A 20,055-nucleotide genomic window follows, 5' to 3' on the forward strand; every position below is an offset into this window, starting at 1 on the left:
TTTACGCGACGAGCAATTAAGCTTCGCGTGGAGCACGCCAGTCGTCGTTACCCGCAGTACCACAGTTTTCGTGAGTTACTTCGATCGCACGGTAAGTGAACTTAAGCACTTCTTCTGTCACGCGGTCAGCTGTTGCTGCGTCTTGACAGTGGTTCATACGAGTTTGGATATCGACAAGTAGCGCATCAATCAATTTGATTGAGTAGTAGTGCTCTTGTTTACCTTGAACTGAAGTACGGTAGAAGCGGATCACACACTCAGGAAGTTTTTCGCCAGATACTAGTGCGTTGAATAGTAGTGGAGATGAGCGATCTTGAACTTTAGTTACAACAAGTGGACGGTGTACACGTTGACCAGTTGGCTGACCACTTTGTGGATCACGTGGAACAGTTAGCACGTGATCAAGTTCTTGTACTAGGAACTCATCAACGTGAGCTTCTTGCCATGTGTTACCTACTGAATCTGCAGAGTAAGTATCTTTAGTAATATGGCCTTGAGTCTCACCTTGGATAGACATATATGCTGGAGTTGGCATCGCTATTTCCTTTTCTAAAATCTGTTTTGTTTAAATCACCAAATCGCTTATCACCGCGACTACTTGGTATAATCAAAGTCCGTGCCAACTTTAAAAATACAATAAAAACAACAACTTAAACAAATTAAGACATTATTCACTAATATCTTGAGTACAATTTATTGGATAAAAAACCAAAAAGTTGGATTAAGATAATAATAAATTGTTCTAACTTTAAAAAGTGAAAATAACCATATAAAACCGTGTAAATAAAGTCATTAAAACTAACAAATCCGACACTTTTACTATCAATTAATTTAGAATAACAACGCCATTAAAATAACCACAAACATTAATGTCACAATAATCATTAAAAATAACCAACAAACGATAGTCAAAATATCTTGATAAAAAAAGAACGCAATCACTTTTAGTATAATAGCCGCTACCTCTTTTCCTCTAAAGAATAAAATGGCTATGATAAATATAAACCTTTCTTCATTAATTCAGCGTCTACACCCGATTGCAAAAGTAGCATTAGAAGACGCCGCTGCACTTGCAGTCTCTGAAAAAGCAAACGAAGTTCAAATTGAGCATTATTTACTGAGTCTATTAGAAAGGCCAAATAGTGATTTTGACGTCTTATTAAGTCATTTTGATTGTTCTGAGAACTTATTAAGACAATCGGTTCGATCCACACTCGACACCAACGCCAAAGGAAATGGCAGCAAACCTGTTTTTTCTGCTTTATTAATCGAATGGTTGCAAGAAAGTTGGCTGGTTTCTTCTTTAGATCTATCCGAAACACAAATCCGCTCTGGTGCCCTGCTCCTTACTCTTGTTAGCAACCCTCTCCGTTACGGCCAACATGGTTACGCCTCTATCCTTGAAGCGGTAAACCCTGACAGCCTTAAGCGTAACTTTGCAGAGCTAACAAGCCACTCTATTGAGGCGCAAGTTGCTACTTCAGAAAAAACACAAGCTCGTGAAGATGGTTCAGCACTGAGCAAGTTCACAACCGACTTCACTGGTAAAGCACGCAAAGGCGAAATCGACCCTGTTTTCTGCCGCGACCAAGAAATCCGCCAAATCGTGGACATCCTTGCTCGTCGCCGTAAAAACAACCCTATTGCTGTTGGTGAACCGGGCGTTGGTAAAACCGCAGTAGTAGAAGGCTTGGCACTTAAGATTGTACAAGGTGACGTACCAGACAACCTCAAAGGTGTTGAGCTTTACGGCCTGGACATGGGTCTTCTGCAAGCTGGTGCAAGCGTAAAAGGCGAATTCGAAAAACGCCTAAACGCAGTATTGGATGAAGTGAAAAACTCGCCAACCCCTATCATTCTTTTCATCGATGAAGCACACACCCTTGTTGGCGGTGGTAACCAAGCGGGCGGCAGCGACGCGGCAAACTTGCTAAAACCAGCCCTAGCGCGTGGTGAAGTGAAAACCATCGCTGCGACAACATGGTCGGAATACAAGAAGTACTTCGAGAAAGATCCTGCTCTTGCGCGTCGTTTCCAATTGGTGAAACTCGACGAACCGTCTCCTGAGCAAGCAGCATTGATCATTCGTGGTCTGCGCCCAGCATACGAGAAGTCACATAACGTTTACGTGCGTGACGATGCTATCACTGCTGCGGCAGCACTTTCTGCTCGTTACATCTCTGGCCGTCAACTGCCAGACAAAGCGATCGATGTACTAGATACGGCGTGTGCACGAGTGAACATCAGCCTTAATGCCATTCCTGCTTCTGTTGAGACTCTGCAGCAAGAACTTGCAGCTCAACAGCGCGAGCTTGAAGCACTTGAGCGTGATGCTCTGCAGCAAACTGGCGACAAGCACAGCCTTGCTAACATTCCAGACCTAAAACTGGCAATGGAAACAACGAAAGAAGAGCTAGCAGAACAAGAAGCGCAATGGCACAAAGAAAAAGAGCAGATCCAAGAGATGATTGCTCTACGCTCTCGCTTACATGAACTGGTCTTTGGCGAAACAAACGAAGAAGAGCTTGTTGCAGACGAAGATTCAGAACAAGAGCAAGACGTTTCTCCATATGCAGAAATGGACGAAGAAGCCGTTCGCATTGCAATTTCGGGCTGCCAAGAACAGCTAGATGTAATCCGCAATGGCAACCCACTGGTTCACTTTGAAGTGGGCCCAGATGAAGTCAGCCATGTGATCTCAGACTGGACTGGTATTCCAATGGGTAAGATGCTTCAAGACGAAGCAGAAACCACGCTAAAACTGAAAGAAAGCCTAACACAAAGCATCAAAGGCCAAGAATACGCTATCGATGCACTGTCTGAAGGCATTCAAACCGCAAAAGCAGGCTTAGGCAACCCAGACGCACCAACAGGCGTATTCCTGCTGGTTGGCCCAAGTGGCGTGGGTAAAACCGAAACTGCTCGTGCAATTGCTGATCAAATGTTTGGTGGTGAGCGCTTTATGACGACCATTAACATGTCTGAGTTCCAAGAGAAGCACACGGTATCTCGCCTAATTGGTTCACCTCCGGGTTACGTAGGTTACGGCGAAGGCGGCATGCTGACAGAAGCGGTTCGTCAACGTCCATATTCTGTTGTTCTTCTTGATGAAGTGGAAAAAGCCGACCCTGAAGTGTTGAACCTGTTCTACCAAGTGTTCGACAAAGGCACGCTGAACGACGGCGAAGGCCGAACCATCGACTTCAAGAACACGCTGATCATCATGACCAGTAACCTTGCAACACACGAGATTGAATCTTTGGTTCATCAATCAAAAGACATCGATGCAAACATCATCGCAGAAGCTATTCGCCCTACATTGAACCAACATTTCAAACCAGCGCTGTTGGCACGTATGTCAGTACTACCATTTGTTCCGCTGTCTGATGAAGCAATGACAGAAATTATTCACCACAAGCTGAACAAAGTTTCTCAGCGTCTACAGAGCCATCACAAGTTGTCGCTAAGCTACGAAGACAGCTTGGTTGAGTTCGTACTAGGTAACTGTCGCCTTGCTGAAACGGGCGCGCGTAACATCGACGCGGTCATCAACCGTCAGTTGCTGCCGCAACTATCGACTCAGCTATTAGTGCATGACAAGGATGATTCACATACGCAAATCGAAGTGTCTGTCGATGAGCAAGGAACACTAACCTATGCGTTCAGCTAACCATAGCGAACTTAGTAACGCCCTACTTGCGATCAGTCAGTCTTTGGCTGATCGCAGCCAGCTTACCCAAACCTTGGATGCTGTGTTGACCGCTGCGAGACAAATGACCCTCGCAAAGCACGGCATCATTTATGTTTTGGACCAGACTGGCCAGGCGTTGATTCCAAGTACCGCTCACCATAACGATAAAACGATTGTTTCCCACCCTTGGGAGGCATTGCAGATTGATTCCGCTAGTGAGAACGATCCATTTAACTTTGCCATTCGTAATGGTGAAGTGGTGTTGATTAACGAGTTGTATAAGTACAACGGCTATGACTGCGAAAGCATCTATCAAACAGAACAGACGCTAGGGCTAAAAAGCGAGAACTTACTGGCTTGGCCTTTGATTGATAGCGAAAGTAAGACCATTGGACTCTTGGTCTTGCTCGATTTAAGTGTTATCGACAATGAAGCTGCATTGACTGAGTTTTGTCGTATGGCCGCGAGTAATATTCGCCAAGCCGTTTGGTTAGAGCAATACGGGCAAGTAATAAAAAATCTCAATGCCGACAATCAAGCCCTAGTGCGCGAGAACACTCAGCTCAAAAAACGTACCCAGAAAGCCTATCAAGGTCCTATTGCAGAGAGCGAAGAAATGCTCAATGTCTTGAATCGTCTTGATAAGGTGCTATCTCTTCCTGTCGACGTTCTGTTGCGTGGTGAAACGGGCGCTGGTAAAGAAGTGATCGCGAAATACATTCACGAAAACTCTAATCGTTCAGAACAACCTTTGATCGTACAGAACTGTGCCGCAATCCCAGAGCAGTTATTAGAGTCAGAACTCTTTGGCCATAAGAAAGGCTCATTCACTGGCGCGGACAAAGACAAAGTCGGTTTGTTTGAAGCAGCCAACGGCGGCACGCTATTCCTGGATGAGATTGGCGATATGCCAATGCTACTGCAAGCAAAATTGCTGCGTGTGCTACAGGAACGTAAAGTTCGCCCAATCGGCACTAGCAAAGAGATTGAAGTGGACGTTCGCGTTATCGCCGCAACCCACTGTAATCTTATGCAGCAAATCAAAGATGGCGGATTCCGTGCCGACTTGTTCTATCGCTTAAATGTCTTCCCTATTACATTGCCGCCCCTGAGAGCCCGTAAGTCGGACATTATTCCCCTTGCTGAACATTTCGTGCAACACACAACCAACACGCTAGGTTTGCCGCAAGCGCCAGGGTTAAGTGCCAACGTACGTAAACAGCTCCTTGCCTACCAATACCCAGGGAACGTGCGTGAGCTTAAGAACATCATTGAGCGCTCGGTGCTACTGTCCGATTTTGAAACCATTACTCACATTGAGTTTGGCGAACAAATCCCAGAAGATGTACCAAGCATCGACATGAAAGCAGCTTCACCTACCCCAGAGCAACCTGCTTACGAGCAGCAAGCACAAGTGGATTTAGAAGACGTTTCAAAGAGCCTTAAGGACGTTGTCAGCCAATACGAGCGTACAGTAATCATCGATTGCTTAAATGCCTGCAATTGGCACACCAAGAAGGCCGCTGAGCAATTGGCGCTGCCAATGAGCACACTCAACCACAAGATGAAGAAATACGACATTTCTGCAGCGGGTTGATGGGGCTTAAAAAGAAAATTCTAAATTCAGTATGAAGTCATAAGAAAAGAAAAACCGCCCGAAGGCGGTTTTTTATTTATTTAAAATCCAATCATTTATCAATTCAATTTGGTCATCACTTAACCTATTCGGCCTAGCTTCACCCTTGTCCAGCCATTCTAAAATAGGTCGAAACTCATTGTGCGTTTTTCCTAGACGGCTTACTATTTCTTGTCTCGAAAATAAGTCTGTTTTATCCTCTATTTTCAGAATTTCTTCGGCCCCTTTGATTAGCTCATCCTTACATTTATACCAAGTTACTGGAATGTCCTCACGGTCAACGGCATGTATATTAAGCTTTAATTTTTCTGATTGCGCATGTAAACCTGATCCAATAGGCCCAATAAGTTCAAGTTGAAGGTCAATATATTCGTGAAAATTATCAACTAGCTTCTCAACTCTCTTAAATGGTTTAAGCCCAGCTACTTTTGAACCTAATACATTGACATATTCGGGCTTGAAAATCTGTGCATAGATATCCGTCTTCTGGTGCAATCCAACTAAGTTGGTGATAGCGTGACTTTTAAGTTCATTCGAACTCATTCTTGAATAAGATTGACGTAAGCTCTCTAGCTGAGTGGAGAGCTCAGTTTTTAATGGTGCTCCATGCTTTTGTGAGGTCATTACGTCAAACTGCCATTCATTATCTTTTTCAACAATGGTGCCTATTCGATATAACTCCTCTTTACCCAAAGTGAAGTGAGTTCCACCTGACACACCAGGTAGAAAATCAATATTGTTTGTAAGCTCAACCGCTCGCAATTTGGCCTCAACACCTATCACTTTACCAGGCGCGAATCCTAGGTTACTGAAATGTGTATCAGGACAGTGTTTAGTCTTAACAACCGCTAGGCAATTGACCCACTTACTCCAATCAAAATCCTCAACCTCCTCCTTGTAGTACCGCGCGAAATCAGAGTATTTACCTTCAAGACCTTGCTGCATTATATGGAGTTCAACGGTCGGATCATCAAACACTTTCGGGAAACTACCTTGATCTGCATCTGGTTTAGGCGCTGACAGGAAACTTCCTGAAACTAACAAATGATCAGCATGTTTAATGTCTTTATTTTTACCAAATTGATAAAGCCGAGAGGGGCTTAATGAAAGATCGAATGTAGAAATCCCCCATGTCCCCCAAAAGTCATAATTAATAGGTTCAAATGAATCATTAACCCCTTTGATGCCCGCCAGGTACTCATACTCTAGAGGTAACTCACCGGTGCGTAATTCTCTATTTTCCTCTTCAAACAAGCTTTTCAAATATATGTTTTTCAGCGAATCGGACGGAATCCACGGCCTTGTTCCTTTAATTTTGTTGACTCCAAAAACAAAAGACGGTTCGATAATCACGCCCCAAGTTTCATCATCAGATTGCTGGTTAAACAGCGCTTGTTCTTTAGAAGTCAAATTTAAATTATCGACTATCGGCTTAATATCTCGCAGGTACTCTGAGCTTTTATTGACAATTTTGGCCCCTTTCTTCACCGCATCTGTCATAGTTGAGTAATTCGACCAATTCCAGCGAGCTTGAACCTCAATTCCCACTCGATGTAAAAAGCGGCGCTTTTCTGGCTTTAATGACTCGACCGCTTCTTTAGCTAAGACAACGATAATCCTAACCTCATCAAATGGTGACAAAGATCCATGTTCTTCTAGGAACTCATCCATTGCTACCCATTCTTTTGGTGCTCCGTCACGAGCCGTTTTAACGGATATTGACTGTTTAGCTCCTTTGTACAGCGCTTCCAGATCGTCAGTTTCAAACGGAACTTCAAACATTTTGACAAGCGCTTGAGTATTAGCGGATGCCATGTAGTGAATTGGGCTGTATTCCATAAATGGTCTTGGGCTTTCACTATCCTCAGCGTCAGAGTACCAATCGCTCAACTGTCTGCCCGCAATACTTGCCCCTAGTTGTGCGTAAGCAGAATAAGTGCTGGCTTTTAGGAGTGATAACTCAGCTTGTGCATAGTCCGAATCCATATAGAACTCGTCTAAGTGAACCATACCAAACCCATTCTCATTTAGTTGCCACTGATCGTTGAGCAAAAACTGTTCAATGTAGCCAGCAATATGTTCATCCGAGACGTTGACATACTCGCCTGACATCTCTTGATAGTTTCGTTCAAGCAATAATCGACTCAAGCCATTCAATGCATGCGCACGTTTGTAATAACTTGACTTCATCTCGTCAGAGAGACTTTCTGAACCAAATGACAGTATTTGTTCTTGAGAGACAATATTTTGGTATTGTATTTTTTCAAGATTATTTCGTAACTTTAAAGTATCTGCTTCTTCAGTAATCAAATCATAAAGATTTGAGAACAGCGAAGAACCTGCCTTGCCTACCGTATAAATAAAGTTAGCAGTAGCTCCCAAAGGCGTTACTGAAGCCACATCAAGGGCAGTATCAAGGGCAAGTTCTATTGCATCTAAAGTGGCCGCGTCAAGCTGCATCTCATTAGCAATCATCATTTGACGGGACTTTTCGACCACGGTTAGTCCACCGCGAGAAACTGGGTAATCTAAGATTGCTTCAAAATGAAGCAGTAAGTCGACGCGACGATTGCGCCGGCGTTGATCTTCAGAATCATTGGGGACAAGCGGATCTCGCTCACCTAGACCAATGGCACGTATGCACGTTTTCCAAACGGCCTGGTTAGACGTGATCCCTTCTAATATACATTCTCGTATGTAACTCGCTCGCTTTTCTGACAAAGTCTGGTTGTATTCGATCGACCCACGTGAACAAGTGTGACCTTTTATCGTAATTGGAATCGGGCGGTGTATTTGCGATAGTATCCCCCCCAATTCAATTAAGTTGGCTCTAGCTTTAGGGTTATTCGAGTCGCTACGGTCAAAAGCAAACGTTGTGCTTCTTAATTCGAATATGTGTCGCCCTTTTTTAACCTCGGTATTTAATGAAAGCTCATCGTTGTCTCCAAGCTTGGGCAGTAGATTTTTGAGTTGTTCAAGTGCCTTAGTCTCTGCGTCCAAAAGTGCCTTATCACCAATACTGGCCAAAGATTTCATTCCAGGCTGCTGTACAGTCGCAAGGTACTCAAGCACAACAGAATCAAGCCTTTTGCTTGCCTTATCGTCTTTGTTGTAAGCCTCTACTAAGTTCCCACCTTTAATGATGACATCAGCCAAAGTGTAACCTTTACCGATCTTTTCCGCTATTTGAGTATTTTGTAATAACTGACGCCACTGCGAAGGCACTTCAATCAAATTGATCTTATCTTTCAACTTATCAAATAAGATATTGCCTTTGTCACCGAACAACTTAATCATATCGATTTGACTCTGGCCAAATGCGGCCGTGTTCGCTGAAAGGTCATTAGCTTTACTTATAACGGACAAACAAGCCTCTGTCGCACCCGCAATATTTCTCATTTCGCTATCAGCACTGCCACCAACAGAAGCCGCAGCAACCTTGGCTACGGTTTGCCAACTTAACTTGTGTTGCATCGTTTGGGCTGCACTTTCAATGTACGCTTTATTGCTTTGTACACTGTGCCATATCTGGGGAGCAATTGCGTTTTTTGACTCACTGGCGAGTTTTTCAGGCAAATCAGTTGGGCTTTGTTTCAGTTTTTCCAGTAAATTGGGATAAAGGTGAGGGGCTTGATTGAACAGTGCTTCCTCTACCGAGATGGGATCACCGTTCACCAAAACACTGCGCCCAAGCGGGGTTGAGATCGGTAAGTGCAATACCCGTTCGCAAAAACTGTATTGCTGGATTTTAGTATCTTGCCAAAAGTCTCGCGCACTACTCTCTCTAACGGTGGAGAGATCAATATCAAAACGGCAATGCTGGTTCGCCTCCTCGAGCTTAAACACCGAATCGGAAATTACCCAAAACGTAGCGCTATAAATGTTCTTTTCTTGACCGTCAATATCTTTGAATTTCACTTCTTTAACAGTGCTCACCGCAGTTAAATTACTGCCTTCTGCATCCCCTTTAATTCGCAACTGTGAAGGAAAATTCGACAGCGTAACCGTCGCGCCAACAAAGTTGGCATCAGAAAAATGCACCACAATCGTAAATGTCTGCGGTAAAACAATGGCATTTAGCGTATTCAGTTGCTCTGTCTCGATCGAATCCTCAAGCTTACCGATAGCAGCAGCATAGTGTTTATCACTGACTTCCTTACTTGGTAATAGAGCTGTAATGGGAAAATCTCTTTGATTAGCCTTTGTGAAATAGTTTTCGTCAGGCTCAGTTTCTGCTCCTGAGATAAGTGAATTATACAAATTCGCCAGCCATTTACCGTCTTTCCCCTCTTCACTCATAAGATGAATTGGCGCTAAATAAGGCGGAAAAAATAGTAAGCGAGAGTGACCAGAGGCAAACGTTGTTGCGGATGCAGGATTGCCTTGCAGTGGCAAATCTTGCCCCAAATCTAATGGTCCAGGTGCGTTAAAATAGGTAATTTTCCCGAGTGCATCACTGTACAGTAACGCCGCTTTCGGTGGTGTTTGAGTTTGGTGCCCTTCACCATCATAGCTGACAGCCCTAGTTTCACGGTCGTCTTTATGCGCGAAACACACATTACGTAATGGAAAATATCGACTATTTGGTACTGGTCCCTTGTCATCAAAAAGTTGACCCAGGAGGTAAACACCACTGACTTTAAGGTTTAATTTCGCCATGAAGTTTACTCCTTATTTAGCTTTATTTGAGTGACAGTGTGCCGTCACAAAATGATCGCCTTGTCTTTCAATTTGGCATGTGCGCTCACAACGTCGGATTTCAAGTGATGTCCATTTTCCATAATCTATTTCTTTACATTTTTCTTGCTGTGCTTCCTGATAACGGGCGAAAGCTTGTTTGTATTGAGCGTGGTCTGGTAAGGCAGGGAATTCCTGACGTAAATCATAATCAGAAAAGTCAGGCTGCAAACTCGCTGGAACATAAAGGGAGAAGCCATTAACACTATCGCCGTCTTCAGGCAGTTTATACTGGTAAGCGAGTTCATCAATCGGTGAGCTCTCATCTGCCTGACGCGCTCTATACAATCTCGGGGTAGGCGCATCATCGCCACTTAATACGCCGAGTTGCAACGTGTAGCGACTGTCTTTGTTAGCTAAAGGTATGGCTTTGTCGGTTGCTCGAGTATTAAATGAACGATAACCATCCTTGGTGTTGCAAGTAAACGCACCACCATCCTCCCGCCAGTAGATATAATCTGCAACGGCATTGTACTTTCTCCGCTCTTCGGCTAAATAACATTCCTTAGGGTAATAACGCTCCTCCTTGTAATGTTGCCAGTCGCCAACTTGATAGGCAAGATTGGTTTCCTCATCGGCCCTACCTAATACAATTTTGTTATGGGAAGTTCTTGCTGTTACTAGTAGCTGTGTTCCTTGATTCAAAAGTTGCACTCTTATAGGTTCATCATAAGCATGCTCGTTACCATCCAGCCATTTCTTTCTCAGTTCAGGAGAATCTGGATTAGGTAAAGCCAACGGCAGATCACTCATAACCATGCTGTTGGTATCAAATTCATACGCCTTACCGAGTTTCGACATGTAAGCTTTACTGCTGTCAGGCAACCAGCCACCAAAGTTACAATCACCCCCGAAGCGTTCGATTTGGCGGGTTTTAAGGTCTGCAACGGCACAACCTTTTAACGATGCGAATAACCCCATGTTAAAAAATAAGAAGCGACCATTTGGTGAGCGCTGCGGGCGCAAGTTTTTGGTAAACCCAACTAGGCTGCCAACTTCTTCTGGAGTCAACAAGGTTTGCAGGTTGCTGCCGTCTAAATTCATGGTGTATAAACCAGCTTGTTTGCGGTTTTCAGCACGATAAATCTGCGTGATGATTTGCGGCGTGTCTCCGGGATTGTCCCACTGAGCCAACGGCGCGGTGCGTGGGTCTGCGACTTCCAATATCCAATCAGCTCGCTCTGACGTCCTATCAACAAAGAGCCCCATCGAGGAAACAACCGTGTTTAACGCCTTGTTATATTTTTCTTGCTCCGCTTGTGCAGCAGCTCTTTCATCTAACCATTGCTGAACTTGTGGGCTAAAGGCGCTGCCTACCCCGACGCCCGCAATAGCAAATGCGGACAAGCCAAATAAGACTTTTTTATTCATCACTTACATTCCTAATTCTTGTTTCCACAGCGACATATATTGGCTGAGATTATCTTCTGCATTCAGCTCTTGTTCGCTGCGTTCTGGCTCGGGCTCTACCCTTTCCGCCATTTGAGTCGGAGTCGACCAATTCTGTATTTGCTCAAGAGTTAAGTCTTGAAAAACCAGTTCCGAGTGATGGGTATAACCTGGAGAGGTGATCTGTAAAGTGAATTTTCCTTTTGGGGGAAAACCACCTAGCTGCGCCGTCGCAAAATGTGGGTTTTCTTGGTCATATTGAAGCGCTTCACTCAGTACCCAATCACTTTCACTATCAGATATCACCGCATAATGAATAACTGGGGTATTAAAATCGATTAGCCCGGTTTCAACTGACAATTGAAAACCACTGTTTTTTCCATCTACATAAGCAATCACGGTGTTGCTCTGATCATAGCTGCGAACTATGGCTTGTTGGTCGCTCAGCCATGGCATGTCGTCTTCGGTAACTTTGTGGATGGCGGCGCTATCTACATCGGAGGTGAATTCTTGTGCACTGAATGACTGCTCGTCACTGTAACTGCTTAATTCATCTAATGGTGTGCTGGATTTCTCTAGCAAAGCAGCATCCGATTCTAATGCTTCAATTTGAGCAAAGCGCTTTTGCTTTGGTGAGAAAATGATCTTGAGTCCATTTTCCCCCTGTTGGATCTCACCCGATATTTTGTAAGGTGCCCAGAAGTGCGCCATAGCAAAACCGCTTGCGCTTCTTTGTATTACCTGTGGTGTGTCTTTTTTCTTTTCTTCTTGATCTAGGGTACGGTAATACTCGACGTCAACATCTTGGTAGTAACCTTTCTCGTTTATGGCCATCTCGCGCCAAAGCTTTCCTTTCCAAAAGACATAAAGAAAACCACCACGCAGATCAGAAGCTTTTGCTTTGTCGTTGCTACCATCTAAGTAAGCCAATGGTCTCACAGGCACTAACACGTTATCCCACTCATCCATCTGAGTTTCTTTATCAACGGGTTGCAGGTCTTCGGCGAGTTTAAGCAAAATTGGCTGAGGCTGGTCAGTGCAAGGGATTTTGATATAGAGCGTTTTTCCCTCAGCTTCGAGATCTTTAAATGTCGCGAGGCTGCGGTGTTTGTTTTCGGTATCAGCCTTGCCTACAGTAACTTTTTCTTTTTGAGCGTCCGTTTTTCCCAACATCAAACATGCCGCGTTGCTAGACCACTGCCCTGCAAACTCGACAACGATTTTTTGATCTGGGCTTGGCTCAGAGGGGACATGCGTGTAACTGCGAACTAGAGCAACATCGTCAGTAACCTGCTTGTAACCCGCTTTAAAAACTTTGCTTTCATTCGAAGCAGGTACAGAGTCAACGAGTGATTTAAGTCTAGGGAAGCTTTGCAGCTGAGAGTCCGTCAATGGCGACCGACGTGCAACGGTAGATAATGACACCCAATTGCCTTTTCCCAATTCGATTCTTATAGCAGCTAGTAATGCGCTGGTCGTTTTTTTGGCAGAGATGGAAATCTTTTGCGCCAATTCTTTAGGGAGGTTTCTAAGGATGTCATCTGAATTTCGCAAACGCGAAAGCTGCCCTATACACTCGTCCGGTGTAAGAACATAAGATAGCTCGTTGGAGGATAGCTTCGAGCTAGGTATAAATTTGCAAACTAAATGCATTTGAATTCTCCACAACCAACATCGTAAATATGGCTGCGGTGACAATTAAGCTGATAAGGCTTACAAGTACGATTTGGTGCGCTAATGCTACTAATTTAATTTATAACATTCAATCACATAGAAAAATCGACAAATAAGCTGAAAGCCAACCAAAAGACACATTGGCTAGCAAGTAAGTCACTTTAACTACAGATAAAGACAAAACAACTAGACATTGAAATCAAAAAGAAGGATTAAAATAAAAGGAATTTTTTTATTTTTGGGCAGAAGTTAACAGTTTCATTATTACGCAGGAGAAATATCGACTATTGGGTACTGGTCCCTTGGCATCAAAAAGTTGACCCAGGAGGTAAACACCACTGACTTTAAGGTTTGATTTCGCCATGAAGTTTCCTCCTTATTTAGCTTTATTTGAGTGACAGTGTGCCGTCACAAAATGATCGCCTTGTTTTTCAATTTGGCATGTGCGCTTACAACGTCGGATTTCAAGTGATGTCCATTTTCCATAATCTATTTCTTTACATTTTTCTTGCTGTGCTTCCTGATAACGGGCGAAAGCTTGTTTGTATTGAGCGTGGTCTGGTAAGGCTGGGAATTCCTGACGTAAATCATAATCAGAAAAGTCAGGCTGCAAACTCGCTGGAACAAAAAGGGAAAAGCCATTAACACTATCGCCTTCCACAGGCGGTTTATACTGGTAAGCGAGTACATCAATCGGCGAGCTCTCATCTGCCTGACGCGCTCTATACAGTCTCGGGGTAGGCGCATCCTTGCCACTTAATACGCCGAGTTGCAACGTGTAGCGGCTGTCTTTACTAGCCAAAGGTAAAGCTTTGTCGGTTGCTCGAGTATTAAATGAACGATAGCCATCCTTGGTGTTGCAAGTAAACGCACCGCCATCTTCCCGCCAGTAGATATACTCAGCAAAGGCATTGTACTTTCTCCGCTCTTCGGCTAGATAACATTCCTTAGGGTAATAACGCTCCTCCTTGTAATGTTGCCAATCGCCAACTTGATAGATGAGATTGGTTTCCTCATCGACCCGACCTAATACAATTTTGTTATGAGAAGTTCTTGCTGTTACTAGTAGCTGTTTTCCTTGATTCAGAAGTTGTACTCTTATAGGCTCATCATAAGCATGCTCATTACCATCCAGCCATTTCTTTCTCAGTTCAGGAGAATCCGGGTTGGGTAAAGCCAACGGCAGCTCACTCATAACCATGCTGTTGGTATCAAATTCATACGCTTTGCCAAGTTTCGACATGTAGGCTTTACTGCTGTCAGGCAGCCAGCCACCAAAGTTACAACCGCCGCCAAAGCGTTCGATTTGGCGGGTTTTAAGGTCTGCAACGGCACAACCTTTTAACGATGCGAATAACCCCATGTTAAAAAACAAGAAGCGGCCATTTGGTGAGCGCTGCGGGCGCAAGTTTTTGGTAAACCCAGCTAGGCTGCCAACTTCTTCTGGGGTCAACAAGGTTTGCAGGTTGCTGCCGTCTAAATTCATGGTGTATAAACCAGCTTGTTTGCGGTTTTCTGCACGATAAATCTGAGTAATGATTTGCGGCTTTTCTCCGGGGTTGTCCCACTGAGCCAACGGCGCGGTGCGTGGATCTGCAACTTCCAATATCCAATCTGTTTTCTCTGATGTCCAACCATCGAAGAGCCCCATATAAGAAACTACTGTATTTAGCGCTTTGTTATATTTTTCTTGCTCCGCTTGTGCAATCGCTCTTTCATCTAACCATTGCCTAACTTGTGGGCTATAAGCACTGCCTATCCCAACGCCAGCTATGGCTAATGCGGTCAAGCCAAATATGACTTTTTTATTCATCACTTACATTCCTAATTCTTGTTTCCACAGCGACATATATTGGCTGAGATTCTCTTCTGCATTCAGCTCTTGTTCGCTACGTTCTGGCTCGGGCTCTACCCTTTCCGCCATTTGAGTCGGAGTCGACCAATTCTGTATTTGCTCAAGAGTTAAGTCTTGAAAAACCAGTTCCGAGTGATGGGTATAACCTGGAGAGGTTATCTGTAAAGTGAATTTTCCTTTTTGGGGAAAACCACCGAGCTGCGCCGACGCAAAATGTGGGTTTTCTTGGTCATATTGAAGCGATTCACTCAGTACCCAATCACTTTCACTACCAGATATCACCGCATAATGAACGACAGGGGTATTAAAATCGATCAGCCCAGTTTCAACTGACAATTGAAAACCACTGTTTTTTCCATCCACATAAGCAATGACCGTATTACTCTGGTCGTAACTGCGTACTATGGCTTGTTGGTCACTCAGCCATGGCATGTCGTCTTCGGTAACTTTGTGGATGGTTGCGCTGTCTATATCGGAAGTATATTCTTTTGCACTGAATGACTGTGCGTCACTGTAACTGCTTAATTCATCTAATGGCGTGCTGGATTTATCTAGCAAAGCAGCATCCGATTCTAATGCTTCAATTTGAGCAAAGCGCTTTTGCTTTGGTGAGAGGATGACCTTGATCGGCTCAGGCTAGTCGTAAATTGAGTTTTTGATGTAATTGAACATTAATACCGTAACAATAGCTAAATCATTGAATCAATTGGGCCTAGAGTACTTTCCTTCTTTGTTTTTCTTCCATTCGACTATGGCTCTCATCAATCCAAAAGATCAGAGAGCAAAGGTTGATTAGGGCTGTATTACACTGGTCCCATATAACTGTTTTGTTTCGAGGTTTAAGCATTAATCTACGACGACCCTTGGAATTCGTTCAGATCGCAGCTTATTGATTTAATTCCATCGATTTAAGCAACAAAACTCCAATAAGCAACCAGTATAGTTGAAAGGGTGTTTATAAATCACACATCCAATCGAAGTAAAAACAGGATGTTTATTTACCCGTCCCTACTACTAAAAAGCGTAAAAACTGAGGAGCCTTCCCATTCAAACTTACAAACTCAAATCGTTTATAGCATTGTAAACTCAGTGACTTCTCCATCTTTGTAGATGAACTGAGTTTTTACACCGTTTTCAGTCCAAAGTAGTTCTTCACCATTAAGCTCACCTTGGGTAAAGTGGCTGGTTGACTGCGGTTTACCATTCTTGTACCAAGTTTGTTGCTTGCCTTGTTTCAAACCAGCTTGATACTCAGCAGTGCGCATTAATTGCCCATTTTTATACCAAATTGACTCTTTGCCCTGCTTAAGACCGTCTTTGTATGTCACGTCACTTTTCAGTTGACCATTCGGATACCAATAACGTTCCCGACCTTCAAGCTTCCCACTAACATATTTGGCTTGGACAGCAATGTTGCCATTTTCAAACCAGTGTTCATGTTTACCGTTATATTCACCGACAGTAAACGTAGTTCGCTGTTTCAGCTTGCCATTGCTGTAATACCAAGTTTGCGTACCTTGCTGTCGGTTATTTACGAACTCACCGCTGAATATCAGCGTACCATTACCGTCCCAACCCTGTGTTAACCCATGACGCTCACCTTGATTCATATTGATGAACCATTGCTTACGGCCATATGTGTCCCAGTATTTGGTTAATCCGTGTTTTTTACCATTGAGATACTGACCTTCCCATGCCATCTGATTAATCAGGTGTGTGTACCAGATAGCAGCGCGCCCATTCAACACACCATGCTCATAAGTATTCAACATTTTAGGGCGACCAGAATAAGTCCAAAACTTCTCTTCACCGTGCTTTTTACCGTCAACATAGGTGATTTCACTAAGCTTATTCAAAGATTGCTCAGGCTCATCTTTATCCATAAAGTACTGTAAGTCAGTGCCCGTGAAAGGTGTTGTATGACCTCGCTCATAAGCAAGCATTTCTTTTTCACCTTTAAATTCAAGAATAGCTGCATTAGCAACCAGCGGAATTAAACACAAGGCCAGCAATCCATGTTTAATAAAATGGCGTGCTTCATCGTACATACTTGTCTCTTCCAACATATAAACGCTTTTAATACTCTGTATTAGATCCATTATGATTACAGACTCCATGATTTTTCTGAATGCAACGTTCCGTCATCCAACCATTTTGTCTGCTTGCCAACGAGCTGACCTTTAACATAGTGAGCTTGCTCTTTCAGTTGACCATTGCTGTACCATTGCTTTGCTTCACCATTCAATACACTCCGATTACCCCACCTATTCTTTTCAATAACGTAACTTAGTTCACTCTTTAGTTGGCCATCCTTGTACCACGCCTTATGTGTACCAATTTCGCCATCACGAACGATAATACCTTGTGTTTTAATCTGCCCGTTACCGTACCAAGATGTTTTTGAATACCTCTCCGGATTCTTAGTCGCTTTTATCTCATGTTTTTGATTACCATTTTTATACCATTCAGCCATACCAATATAAGCTGATTTATAAGGTCCCTTTTTATTTATATCAAGGCGGTCTATCGTTTCAATACTGCCTGAGTCATACCAGGTATATTGCAAATCATCAAAGTGACCACCAAAGGTATACTTCTCACTAGAAAGTAAGTTCGTGTTTCGATGATATCGAAGCCACTTGCCAGTCAGCGTCGGTCTCATACTCAGTAATATACCCTGAGGATTATAACTTTGGATAAAACCATAGTTCTGCCCATCACGGGTACTGTATATCGAACGAATCTTACCTTTGTAATGTTCCCACTTAATCCCTTCGTATTTGCCGTCTTCTCTAAAATAAAAAGACCTCTCATTGTATCGCGCAACACCATCAATCATGTCGATATCATAATCGAGCACCATGCCGTCTTCCCTTCCGCGATTGAAATACTCTTCTCCTTTGAGGCGATGATCAGCAAAGTAGCTGCGACTTAACCCCGCTCTGGTACCGTCAACGTATTGTTCGTCGCTAGAAAGATATCGATTGCCTTGTTTATCAATATCCCATTGCTTTTTATCACCTTGGTATTTGTTATTTACATACTGCACCTCGCGATAAAGACGACCTTCACGCCAAAACTTCTGTTTGCCGTTATAAATACCATACTGATAGGTATTGAGCTCTTCGAGGTAATAGCTTGGCTGGCCTTGGTCATTCTTAACAGAACGATCTATTTTCCACTCTTGTTCAGTACCGTGTTTCTTACCATTAAGCCAATGGCTTTTTGATTCTAAGCGACCATCTTCAAACCAACTAAAGCTTGGTCCATGCTGCTTTCCATTTAAGTAATAAGCCTCAGCACGCTTAGTCCCATTATCATAAAAAGACTCTGCAACCCCGGTATAAGGGCTCTTATCTACCTTTAGTAGCGCCGTCACATCGTTTCGATTACGTATATTACGTTCAAACTCAAGGTCATTGAATGGAGTCGCCGATACCGACAATGAAAACAGTAAGCACTGACTCATTAGTGCTATTGTCATGCTTAATGACAAGGCTTTTTTATAAGGCGAGCCTAATAACAGCATTATCGTTTATCCTCTTCGTTACAAACTTCAGGGCTACGGTTACAGATGATGGGCTTCATATTCATATCAAAATCATATTTTTCGATCATGAGTTTGACCCAAGGATACACTTCCGCATCACGCTCTTTTGGCATGTATTGGTACACTTGAACTAACATGTTCAGCGCTGATGCGGATTCTTTCGCAACAAGTTTAAGATACTCAATCCCTCGCTCCCGATCTTTCTCAACTACCATGCCTTCTAAATACATGTAACCTAAGTTGTAATACGCACAGCTTTCCCCCTTAGCCTCGGCTTGTCGTAACAAAGCTAAGCCTTTCTCACCATTGGCACTGTCCTTGTGTTCAAGGCGAACATAGTCAACGCCCGCTGCGCACATTGCGCCTGGGTCACCTTGTTTTGCGCCCAACCGTCTTGCTTCACGCGCCAATTTCCAGCGCGCATCGCCCTCTTCATAAAGTTGATAGTGATCGCCTAATAGTGCACTTGCTTCACCGTCCCCCATCTCAGATGCCTTAATTAGTAACGCTTTCGCCTCATCGTAATAGCGTGTGTTGGTCAACGCTTTAGCTTTGGCAACCAACTGCTTTGACTTACTCAATGAAGTGATATCTAGTTCAGGCGCAGTTTCAGAGCAATGATTCATTACGCGGGTTAGCATTTCAGCGAGACCACTAACAGGGAAATCATCGTCAAAGTCGTTAGTCATCTGGCTGAGTTGACCTTTAGTATTGATCTCAACATGCACAGCACTGTTGCTTTTGAGTGCATCAATGAACGCCGCTTTAGGTTGAAAAAATTGTCTGTTAGCAGCAATAGTTGGTGCGTACTGGTCTGCATTTTCGCCATGCTCAACACGGTAGTAATGACGAGTTCCATCTCCAAAGGTGAACAAATAATCACTATTTTTAAGGTAGAAATCCATGTATGACTTGTTGATACCAAATTGCACTTTATGGCCATCACAAAAAGCATAGAAACCGTCTGCAACTTCCCAGTCGAATTCCGGGTCTCCGATATAGCTCGCGCCTTGAACTTGCACGTTACCATTATCATCTTCTTCAACCGTAGATGCGTAATAAATGCTCGCATCAGGTGTATAACCATGGGTGACAATGCCTTCAGTGTCACTGGATACACGTTTCTCTTTAATATCGGTATAAACAAACGGCTCATTTTGAGCATAGACATATGAACTTGCTGCAAAAGCAAGGCATGCAAGCTTGATTGATGTATTATTCATTTGAACTCTGTTTTAAAATCTTATTTACTGGAAGTAACTTTTAAGGAATGCTATCGATTCGTTTGTTACAACTAGCTATTATTGCTTCTCCAGTTAGTCCGACAAATTGCTCCATCAAAGTTGGATTTTGTTGCGGTGTAGCCGACAGCGGAGACAACTATAATCGTCAAACCCAAGCTGAGTAATATTTTCTTTTTCATTCTTAATCCATTCTTTAATTGGGTTGCCATGGCAAATACGCCCCCAACAGATTAAAAAATATGAGTATATTTCCCAGCTCTGACTTGTGGGACGCAGACA

The 20,055-nt window shown here is 43.4% G+C and carries 10 protein-coding genes and 1 pseudogene; 2 read left to right on the top strand and 9 right to left on the bottom strand.

Annotation, left to right across the window (positions count from 1 at the left end; translation table 11 throughout):
- Window positions 1-16: 16 nt before the first annotated feature.
- Window positions 17-535 (bottom strand): Hcp family type VI secretion system effector, encoded by a 519-nt coding sequence (locus R7P74_RS07410; protein ID WP_005373415.1) that lies wholly within the window; start codon window positions 533-535, stop codon window positions 17-19.
- 456 nt (window positions 536-991) lie between these two features.
- On the opposite strand from R7P74_RS07410, the gene tssH reads away from it, so the two are divergent.
- Complete coding sequence (gene tssH / locus R7P74_RS07415; RefSeq protein WP_054576207.1) at window positions 992-3,670, top strand: type VI secretion system ATPase TssH; 2,679 nt, start codon at window positions 992-994, stop codon at window positions 3,668-3,670.
- Window positions 3,657-5,288: a sigma-54-dependent Fis family transcriptional regulator gene (locus tag R7P74_RS07420; RefSeq protein WP_054576094.1), complete on the top strand. Its 1,632-nt coding sequence runs from the start codon at window positions 3,657-3,659 to the stop codon at window positions 5,286-5,288. Before tssH ends, R7P74_RS07420 begins: the two co-directional genes overlap by 14 nt.
- Before the next feature lie 72 nt (window positions 5,289-5,360).
- Here R7P74_RS07420 and R7P74_RS07425 read toward each other — a convergent pair whose 3' ends face one another.
- The 8 genes and pseudogenes from R7P74_RS07425 to R7P74_RS07465 form a co-directional block, all read right to left on the bottom strand.
- Window positions 5,361-9,986: an OmpA family protein gene (locus R7P74_RS07425; protein WP_318122780.1), complete on the bottom strand. Its 4,626-nt coding sequence runs from the start codon at window positions 9,984-9,986 to the stop codon at window positions 5,361-5,363.
- 12 nt (window positions 9,987-9,998) lie between these two features.
- A complete protein-coding gene (locus R7P74_RS07430; protein ID WP_225472977.1) occupies window positions 9,999-11,435 on the bottom strand; it encodes a hypothetical protein in 1,437 nt (478 codons plus the stop codon).
- 3 nt (window positions 11,436-11,438) lie between these two features.
- A complete protein-coding gene (locus R7P74_RS07435; RefSeq protein WP_225472976.1) occupies window positions 11,439-13,106 on the bottom strand; it encodes a hypothetical protein in 1,668 nt (555 codons plus the stop codon).
- Between the two features lie 397 nt (window positions 13,107-13,503).
- Window positions 13,504-14,940 carry a hypothetical protein gene (locus R7P74_RS07440; protein ID WP_258508978.1) on the bottom strand — a complete coding sequence of 479 codons (1,437 nt, stop codon included), beginning with the start codon at window positions 14,938-14,940 and terminating at the stop codon, window positions 13,504-13,506.
- Between the two features lie 3 nt (window positions 14,941-14,943).
- A pseudogene (locus R7P74_RS07445) lies at window positions 14,944-15,609 on the bottom strand (hypothetical protein); the annotation flags it as partial.
- Window positions 15,610-16,052: 443 nt separating this feature from the next.
- Window positions 16,053-17,030, bottom strand: coding sequence for a toxin-antitoxin system YwqK family antitoxin (locus tag R7P74_RS07455; RefSeq protein ID WP_225472974.1), 978 nt, complete (start codon window positions 17,028-17,030; stop codon window positions 16,053-16,055).
- Window positions 17,031-17,086: 56 nt separating this feature from the next.
- Entirely contained in the window at window positions 17,087-18,511 is a 1,425-nt protein-coding gene (locus R7P74_RS07460; protein ID WP_053304432.1) for a toxin-antitoxin system YwqK family antitoxin, read from the bottom strand.
- Window positions 18,511-19,755 carry a tetratricopeptide repeat protein gene (locus R7P74_RS07465; protein ID WP_017635775.1) on the bottom strand — a complete coding sequence of 415 codons (1,245 nt, stop codon included), beginning with the start codon at window positions 19,753-19,755 and terminating at the stop codon, window positions 18,511-18,513. Before R7P74_RS07465 ends, R7P74_RS07460 begins: the two co-directional genes overlap by 1 nt.
- Window positions 19,756-20,055 lie beyond the last annotated feature (300 nt).

This window comes from Vibrio sp. 2033 (assembly GCF_033339735.1).